9 protein-coding genes and 1 pseudogene are annotated in these 7,002 nt (G+C 69.1%); 9 read left to right on the plus strand and 1 reads right to left on the minus strand.

Features of this window, described 5'->3' with window-relative positions; all coding sequences use genetic code 11:
* The 5 genes and pseudogenes from Tther_RS12435 to Tther_RS12450 all read left to right on the plus strand — a co-directional run.
* A partial coding sequence (locus Tther_RS12435) for a phosphotransferase (protein WP_143904347.1) occupies window positions 1-1,158 on the plus strand: 1,158 nt, incomplete at its 5' end.
* Window positions 1,159-1,170: 12 nt separating this feature from the next.
* Entirely contained in the window at window positions 1,171-1,938 is a 768-nt protein-coding gene (locus tag Tther_RS12440) for a 16S rRNA (uracil(1498)-N(3))-methyltransferase (RefSeq protein WP_143904348.1), read from the plus strand.
* Between the two features lie 30 nt (window positions 1,939-1,968).
* Window positions 1,969-2,145: a hypothetical protein gene (locus Tther_RS13315; RefSeq protein WP_185975094.1), complete on the plus strand. Its 177-nt coding sequence runs from the start codon at window positions 1,969-1,971 to the stop codon at window positions 2,143-2,145.
* On the plus strand, window positions 2,117-2,425 hold the full coding sequence (locus Tther_RS12445) for a hypothetical protein (RefSeq protein ID WP_143904350.1): 309 nt from the start codon (window positions 2,117-2,119) through the stop codon (window positions 2,423-2,425). Before Tther_RS13315 ends, Tther_RS12445 begins: the two co-directional genes overlap by 29 nt.
* A gap of 106 nt (window positions 2,426-2,531) precedes the next feature.
* Window positions 2,532-2,966 (plus strand): annotated as a pseudogene (locus Tther_RS12450) (HD-GYP domain-containing protein); the annotation flags it as partial.
* Here the strand turns inward: Tther_RS12450 and Tther_RS12455 are convergent.
* Window positions 2,924-3,415, minus strand: coding sequence for an NUDIX hydrolase (locus Tther_RS12455; protein WP_143904355.1), 492 nt, complete (start codon window positions 3,413-3,415; stop codon window positions 2,924-2,926). The pseudogene Tther_RS12450 and the gene Tther_RS12455 sit on opposite strands and share 43 nt — an antisense overlap.
* 229 nt (window positions 3,416-3,644) lie before the next feature.
* On the opposite strand from Tther_RS12455, the gene Tther_RS12460 reads away from it, so the two are divergent.
* From Tther_RS12460 to Tther_RS12475, 4 genes are read left to right on the plus strand one after another with little or no spacing between them, the layout of a single operon-like run.
* The gene (locus Tther_RS12460; protein WP_143904357.1) at window positions 3,645-4,793 is read left to right on the plus strand and encodes a Re/Si-specific NAD(P)(+) transhydrogenase subunit alpha; all 1,149 of its coding nucleotides are present in this window, start codon (window positions 3,645-3,647) and stop codon (window positions 4,791-4,793) included.
* Between the two features lie 32 nt (window positions 4,794-4,825).
* Window positions 4,826-5,149: an NAD(P) transhydrogenase subunit alpha part 2 gene (locus Tther_RS12465; RefSeq protein ID WP_143904359.1), complete on the plus strand. Its 324-nt coding sequence runs from the start codon at window positions 4,826-4,828 to the stop codon at window positions 5,147-5,149.
* Window positions 5,146-6,582 carry an NAD(P)(+) transhydrogenase (Re/Si-specific) subunit beta gene (locus tag Tther_RS12470; RefSeq protein WP_143904361.1) on the plus strand — a complete coding sequence of 479 codons (1,437 nt, stop codon included), beginning with the start codon at window positions 5,146-5,148 and terminating at the stop codon, window positions 6,580-6,582. The genes Tther_RS12465 and Tther_RS12470 overlap by 4 nt, the downstream gene beginning before the upstream one ends.
* A gap of 53 nt (window positions 6,583-6,635) precedes the next feature.
* Window positions 6,636-6,887 (plus strand): hypothetical protein, encoded by a 252-nt coding sequence (locus Tther_RS12475; RefSeq protein WP_143904363.1) that lies wholly within the window; start codon window positions 6,636-6,638, stop codon window positions 6,885-6,887.
* Window positions 6,888-7,002 lie beyond the last annotated feature (115 nt).

The following is a 7,002-nucleotide window of genomic DNA, read 5'->3' on the forward strand; positions in this document are numbered from 1 at the left end:
CGCGAGGTCAGCGAAGACGGTTCGGCGCGCGAGGGTGGCGCACTCGGCTGGGCAACGCCGGGCTTGTTCGTGCCGGAATTCGAGCAGGCCATGGACGCTCTGGCGCCAGGGCAGATTTCGGCGCCCGCGCACGGGTTGCTGCCGCAGACGCTGCGCCTGGCCAGCGCCGATGCGAGCTTTCGCCGCTACCTGCGCCTGGAGCGTGCCGTCACACATGGCGGCGGCACCGCCATTGTCATGGACGCGCCGCCGGCCCATGAGGATTGCCGCCCCTTCGTGCAGGTTGCCGAGCTGATGCGCGCCGCCGGCGTGCGTGTGCCCGCCATTTGGGACTGGGACCCGGCCAACGGCTTTATGCTGCTGAGCGACCTGGGCACGCAGACGCTGTTGCAGGCGCTCGACGCCGAGCGGCCCGAGGCGGCGCTGCCGTACTTCAAGGACGCGATCGCCGCCCTGGTGGACTGGCAGCGCGCCAGCCGCCCTGGGGTGCTGCCCCCTTATGACGAGGCGCTGCTGCGCCGTGAACTGGCGCTGTTTGCCGACTGGTACGTGGGCCGCCACAAAGGGGTGGCGCTGGATGCGGCGCAGCAGCGCACGCTGCAGGCCGCCTTTGACCTGATCGTGCAGCGCGTGCTGGCGCAGCCCACGGTGTGGGTGCACCGCGACTTCATGCCGCGCAACCTGATGCTGCCGCACGGCGGCTTCGACCCGGCGCGGCCCGAGGGGCGGCTGGGGGTGCTCGACTTTCAGGACGCGGTGCACGGCCCGCTGACCTACGACATCGCCAGCCTGATGCGCGACGCGTTTCTGAGTTGGGACGAAGAGGTGGTGCTCGACATCACCATCCGCTACTGGGAGGCCGCGCGCCGCGCCGGCTTGCTCGACGCCGAGGGCTGGGCGCAGGATTTTGGCGCGTTCTACCGCGCGGTGGAGTGGATGGGGCTGCAGCGCCACCTGAAAGTGGCCGGCATTTTTGCCCGCCTGACATTGCGCGACGGCAAGCCCCAGTACCTGGCGGATGCGCCGCGCTTCATCGGCTACATCCGCCACACGGCGGCGCGGTACCGCGAGCTCAAGCCCTTGCTGCAGCTCATCGACGCCATCGAAGGGATCGAGACCCCGGTGGCGTGGAGCCTGGGCCGGCCGGGCCTGGGCTGAGGAGCGCACCCGATGGCAGCCCCGCGCATCCACCTGCCGCTGGCGCTGCAGCCCGGGCAGACCGTGGCCCTGCCGCCCGCGGCAGCGCGCCACGTCCAGGTGCTGCGGCTGCAGCCGGGCGCGCCCTTGACGCTGTTTGGCGATCCGGTGCGTGGCGGGCAGTGGCGCGCGCGTGTGCACGCCATCGGCCGGCGCGAGGTGACCGTCACCGTGGACGAGCATCTGGCGTTGGAGCGCGAGCCGGCGCGCGCCGTGCACCTGGCGGTGGGCATGCCCGCCAACGAGCGCATGGATTGGCTGGTGGAAAAGGCCACCGAGCTCGGGGTGGCCAGCGTGCAGCCGCTGATGACCGAGCGCAGCGTGCTGCGCTTGAGCGGCGAGCGCGCCGACAAAAAGGTGGCCCACTGGCAGGCGGTGGCGGTGGCCGCCTGCGAGCAATGCGGCGGCAACCGTGTGCCCCCGGTGCGCCCGGTGCGCACGCTCACCGATTGGCTGGCCGACCCCGCGCGCGCCGCGTTGGGCGCAGGCGTGTGGCTGTCGCTGGCACCCGGCAGCGTGCCGCTGCCGGTCTGGGCCGCCGCGCACGCGGGCCCGTGCGCCGTGGTGCTGGGCCCGGAAGGCGGCCTGACCGACGCCGAGGAGGCCGCGCTGCAGCAGGCGGGGCTGGCCCCCCTCGCGCTGGGGGCGCGCACCTTGCGCAGCGAGACGGCGGCGCTGGCGGCGCTGGCCCTGCTGACGCTGCTGCCCTCTGCCCAGACCGCGGGCGCGGCGCTACCATAGCCCCATCGATGCACCGACAGGGAGAACACCATGTTGCGTCCCACGCCGCCCCGGCCGACACGTCGGCGGTGGCTGGCCGCTGCGGGCGGGCTGGCGCTGGCCGGCGCGTTGGGGGGCTGCCACGTGCCCGAGCCGCCGCTGCGCATCGTGCACGTGCTCGACATCTCCGAGGGTGCCGGTGCGGTTCTGGTGGCAGTGGAGCCGTGACCCGGCGCCGCAACAGTTGCCCGCCCGTCTGATGGCGCCGCGTCTGCAGGTGCCCCCGGCGCAGGTGCCCCCGGCGCAGGTGCCCGCGCTGTTTCGCGGCTTGCGGCTGCCCACGCGTGACGAAGCACGTGCCATGCTGGCGCCAGACGGGCAAATCTCGCGCACCGCGGTCGAGTTGCTGGCGCTGATGGCCGAGCGCGGCATGGCCACCTCGCCTTGGCAGTGGGAGGACGCGGTGGACGCGCGCTTCGAGGGTACCGTGTGGGAGGCGCCGGCATGAGTGGCCGATCGCGCGTGCGCCTGAGCCATGCGCTGCCGGTGGCGGCGCTGCTGCTGGTGGCGGCGTACTTGCTGTCCACGGGCCTGCACGGCTGGTACACGCCACGCTGACCGACGACTACATCGAGCTGCGGTACAAATCGGCCCCCTTGCACGACATCGGCAAGGTGGGCATCCCCGATCGCATCCTGCTCAAGCCCGGGCCGCTGACGCCCGAGGAATTCGAGATCATGAAGACCCACACCACCCTGGGCTACCAGGCCATCGTGCGCGCCGAGGCCATCCCGCCGTCCGCGCGCCTGATGGCGGTGGCCGACGTCTACGACGCCCTGATCAGCCGCCGGGTCTACAAGCCCCCCTTCACGCACGAGGAAGCCTGCCAGGTCATCGCGCAAGGGCGGGGGCAACACTTCGATCCGGATGTGGCCGACGCCTTTGCCGACATCCACGCCACTTTCCGTGCCATCGCGCAGCAGTTCCAGGACGAGGCGCCACCGCCCTACGAGCGCTTGGCCAGCGCCGCCACCGACGGGTCGGTGTAAATGGCCTCCAGGGGCAGCCGGCGGCCGGCCGCGTGGTCCTGGATGCAGCGCAGCACCAGCGGGCTGCGGTGGCGGTCGCGGCTGGCGGCCACCTCGTCCGGGGTCAACCACAGCGTGCGCACGATGCCGTGGTCGAGCGCGCGGCCCGGCACCGCAGCCCCCAGTTCCCCCGTGAACGCCAGCCGCAAATAGGTGATGTCTTCGCCCGTCGCAGGGCGCTGGAAGCGCGACAGATACACCCCCACCAGGGCCGTTGGGGTGAAGGCGTGCGCGGTTTCCTCCAGCACCTCGCGCACGCACCCCTGCACGGGGGACTCCCCCGGGTCCAGATGGCCCGCCGGGTTGTTCAGGCGCAGGCCCTCCGGGGTGTGCTCCTCGACCAACAGGTAGCGGCCCTCACGTTCGATGATGGCCGCCACGGTGACGCTTGGCTTCCAGCGGGTGTCCATGGCGCCCATTATGCGCGGTCACGGGTGTGCGCCCACGTGGCGCTGCGGATCGGCCCTGGCACGGCGGCGCCGTTTGCCCGCAGAATATGCGCATTGACTGATTTTTTGTGCGGGATACGGGTTTTCCCTGGGCGGCAAATGTCGGCGTGGCGATGGCCAGGGCGGCCAAAACCCGCTACGCTGCACGCGCTGCAACCCCGTAGCCGACAACATCCGAGGAGAACGTGTGATGCGCATAGGTGTGCCGGCCGAAACGGCTGCACTCGAAACCCGGGTGGCCGTAACCCCCGAGACGGCCAAAAAACTCATCGCCCAAGGCCACACCGTGTTGGTGCAGGCCGGGGCAGGTGTGGCCAGCAGCGCCCCGGACGAGGCCTACCGCAGCGTGGGCGCCGAAATCGTCGATGCCGCAACGGCCCTGGGGGCCGAGCTGGTGCTCAAGGTGCGCGGCCCGTCGGCCGACGAGCTGGCGCACATGAAGGCCGGCGCCACGCTGGTGGGCATGCTCAACCCGTTCGATGCCGAGGGCCTGCAGCGCCTCGCTGCCGCCGGGCTGACGGCGTTTGCGCTGGAGGCCGCGCCGCGCACCACGCGCGCGCAAAGCATGGATGTGCTCTCCAGCCAGGCCAACATCGCCGGCTACAAGGCGGTGATGCTGGCGGCCCACCACTACCAGCGGCTGTTCCCAATGCTGATGACGGCGGCGGGCACCATCAAGGCCGCGCGCGTGGTCGTGCTGGGCGTCGGCGTGGCCGGCCTGCAGGCCATTGCCACCGCCAAGCGCCTGGGCGCGGTCATCGAAGCCTCCGACGTGCGCCCGGCGGTCAAGGAGCAGGTCGAGTCGCTGGGCGCCAAGTTCATCGACGTGCCCTACGAGACCGACGAGGAACGCGAATGCGCCCAGGGCGTGGGCGGCTACGCGCGTCCCATGCCGCAGAGCTGGCTGGAACGCCAGAAGGCCGAGGTGGCCAAGCGCGTGGCGCAGGCCGATGTCGTCATCTCCACCGCGCTCATCCCCGGGCGGCCCGCGCCCACGCTGGTCACCGAGGAGATGGTGCAGTCGATGAAGCCCGGCTCGGTGATCGTGGACATCGCCGCCGGCCGCGGCCCCGTGGGTCCGCACGGCCAGCCCGGCGGCAACTGCCCGCTGACCGTCCCCGACCAGGTGGTCACCGTCCACGGCGTGACCATCGTCGGCCACACCAACCTGCCCGCGCTGGTGGCCGCCGATGCCTCGGCGCTGTATGCGCGCAACGTGCTGGATTTTCTCAAGCTCGTCTTGCCCAAGGGGGCGACCGCCGTGCAGGTGCCGATGGACGACGACATCGTGGCGGCCTGCCTCATGACCCAGGGCGGCGACGTCAAACGCCGCGCCTGAGCCCCACTCCCGATTCGTTTGCGAGGGTCCCCATGGAAGCCGTTTCTCCGCTGCTCATCAACCTGATCATCTTCGTGCTGGCCATCTACGTCGGCTACCACGTGGTGTGGAACGTCACACCGGCGCTGCACACGCCGCTGATGGCCGTGACCAACGCCATTTCGGCCATCGTCATCGTGGGCGCCATGCTGGCCGCCGCGCTGACCGAGACCGGCCTGGCCAAGACCATGGGCGTGCTGGCCGTGGCGCTGGCCGCGGTCAACGTCTTCGGCGGCTTTTTGGTCACGCGCCGCATGTTGGAGATGTTCAAGAAAAAAGAACGCAAAGCCGCCGCCTCGGAAGGAGCCGCCCAATGAGCATGAACGCCGTCGTCCTGCTGTACCTGGTGGCCAGCGTCTGCTTCATCCAGGCGCTCAAGGGCTTGAGCCACCCCACCACGTCCATCCGCGGCAACGTTTTTGGCATGGTGGGCATGGCCATTGCCATCCTCACCACCGTGGGCTTGATCACCACCCTGGCCGACCGCATGGCCCTCGACGAGGTCGGGGGGCTGGGCTGGGTGGCGCTCGGGTTGGTGGCGGGTGGCACCGTGGGCGCGATCATGGCCAAGCGCGTCGAAATGACCAAGATGCCCGAGCTGGTCGCCTTCATGCACAGCATGATCGGCTTGGCCGCGGTGTGCATCGCCATCGCCGTGGTCACCGAACCCTGGGCCTTCGACCTCGCGCCCAAGGGCGGCACGATCCCGTTTGGCAACAAGATCGAGCTGTTCCTCGGCTCGGCCATCGGCGCCATCACCTTCAGCGGCTCGGTGATCGCGTTTGGCAAGCTCTCGGGCAAATACAAGTTCCGCCTGTTCCAGGGCGCGCCCGTGGTGTTTGCCGGGCAGCACTGGGTGAACCTGGGCCTGGGGCTGGCCATCATCGCCCTGGGGCTGGTGTTTGCCGCCACGGGCGACTGGGCGGCGTTTTACGCGCTGACGGCGCTGAGCTTCGTGCTCGGGGTGCTCATCATCATCCCCATCGGCGGCGCCGACATGCCGGTGGTGGTGTCCATGCTCAACAGCTACTCGGGCTGGGCGGCGGCGGGCATCGGCTTTTCGCTCAACAACCCCATGCTCATCATCGCCGGCTCGCTGGTCGGGTCCTCCGGCGCGATCCTGAGCTACATCATGTGCAAGGCGATGAACCGCTCGTTCATCAACGTCATCCTGGGCGGCTTTGGCGGCGATGCCGGCGCCGGCGCGCAGTCCGGCCAGCCTCAGCGCAGCGTCAAGAGCGGCAGCGCCGACGACGCGGCCTTCATCCTGAGCAACGCCGAGAGCGTCATCATCGTGCCCGGCTACGGCTTGGCGGTGGCGCGCGCCCAGCACGCGGTCAAGGAGCTGGCCGAAAAACTCACCCACAAGGGCATCAGCGTCAAATACGCCATCCACCCGGTGGCAGGCCGCATGCCCGGCCACATGAACGTGCTGCTGGCCGAGGCCGAAGTCCCCTACGACCAGGTGTTCGAGATGGAGGACATCAACAGCGAATTTGGCCAGACCGACGTCGCCATCATCCTCGGCGCCAACGACGTGGTCAACCCGGCGGCGTTGCAAAAAGGCAGCCCCATCTACGGCATGCCCATCCTCGAGGCGTACAAGGCGCGCACCGTCATCGTCAACAAACGCTCCATGGCCACGGGCTACGCCGGGCTGGACAACGAGCTGTTCTACATGGACAAGACCATGATGGTGTTTGGCGACGCCAAAAAAGTGGTGGAGGACATGGTCAAGGCGATTGAATGAGCGGCGCTGGTTGTACAATGAAAGAAAGAGTTAGCTAGGGAGGTCAATGGCGCATGCCGCTCGTTTCCATTGAGGCCAATGACCAGGTCGCCGCTATAAACAGTGTTGCGCTCAGCCATCCGCTGGGCGCAGACGCATCGGCGACGGAGCGCCTCTATCAAACGCTGATTGCGTTCAACTTGGATGCGTTTTTCCCCGACCAAGGCTTGAAGCTGCTGGCTACCGAGTTCAGTGCATGGGAGGACAGCAAGCGCAGGATCGACATTCTGGCGTGTGACCGAATGGGTTCGTTGGGGAAACACTGATTTATTCCCCTCCCGCCCCCTGCGCGGGAAGCCTGAGCGCCGCAGGATGTGGAACAATCCCTGGTACGGCTTGGGGGCAGTAGCAGCGATGATGCAGACCAGCTTTTCCGACTAC

It is taken from the genome of Tepidimonas thermarum (assembly GCF_007556705.1).
Lineage (GTDB): Bacteria > Pseudomonadota > Gammaproteobacteria > Burkholderiales > Burkholderiaceae_C > Tepidimonas > Tepidimonas thermarum.

Excerpts from the sequence above, each read along its gene's own strand:
- Tther_RS12440 (WP_143904348.1), top strand. The coding sequence starts at position 1,171 with ATGGCAGCCCCGCGCATCCACCTGCCGCTGGCGCTGCAGCCCGGGCAG.
- Tther_RS13315 (WP_185975094.1), top strand. The coding sequence starts at position 1,969 with ATGTTGCGTCCCACGCCGCCCCGGCCGACACGTCGGCGGTGGCTGGCC.
- Tther_RS12455 (WP_143904355.1), bottom strand. The coding sequence starts at position 3,415 with ATGGACACCCGCTGGAAGCCAAGCGTCACCGTGGCGGCCATCATCGAA.
- Tther_RS12460 (WP_143904357.1), top strand. The coding sequence starts at position 3,645 with ATGCGCATAGGTGTGCCGGCCGAAACGGCTGCACTCGAAACCCGGGTG.
- Tther_RS12465 (WP_143904359.1), top strand. The coding sequence starts at position 4,826 with ATGGAAGCCGTTTCTCCGCTGCTCATCAACCTGATCATCTTCGTGCTG.
- Tther_RS12470 (WP_143904361.1), top strand. The coding sequence starts at position 5,146 with ATGAGCATGAACGCCGTCGTCCTGCTGTACCTGGTGGCCAGCGTCTGC.
- Tther_RS12475 (WP_143904363.1), top strand. The coding sequence starts at position 6,636 with ATGCCGCTCGTTTCCATTGAGGCCAATGACCAGGTCGCCGCTATAAAC.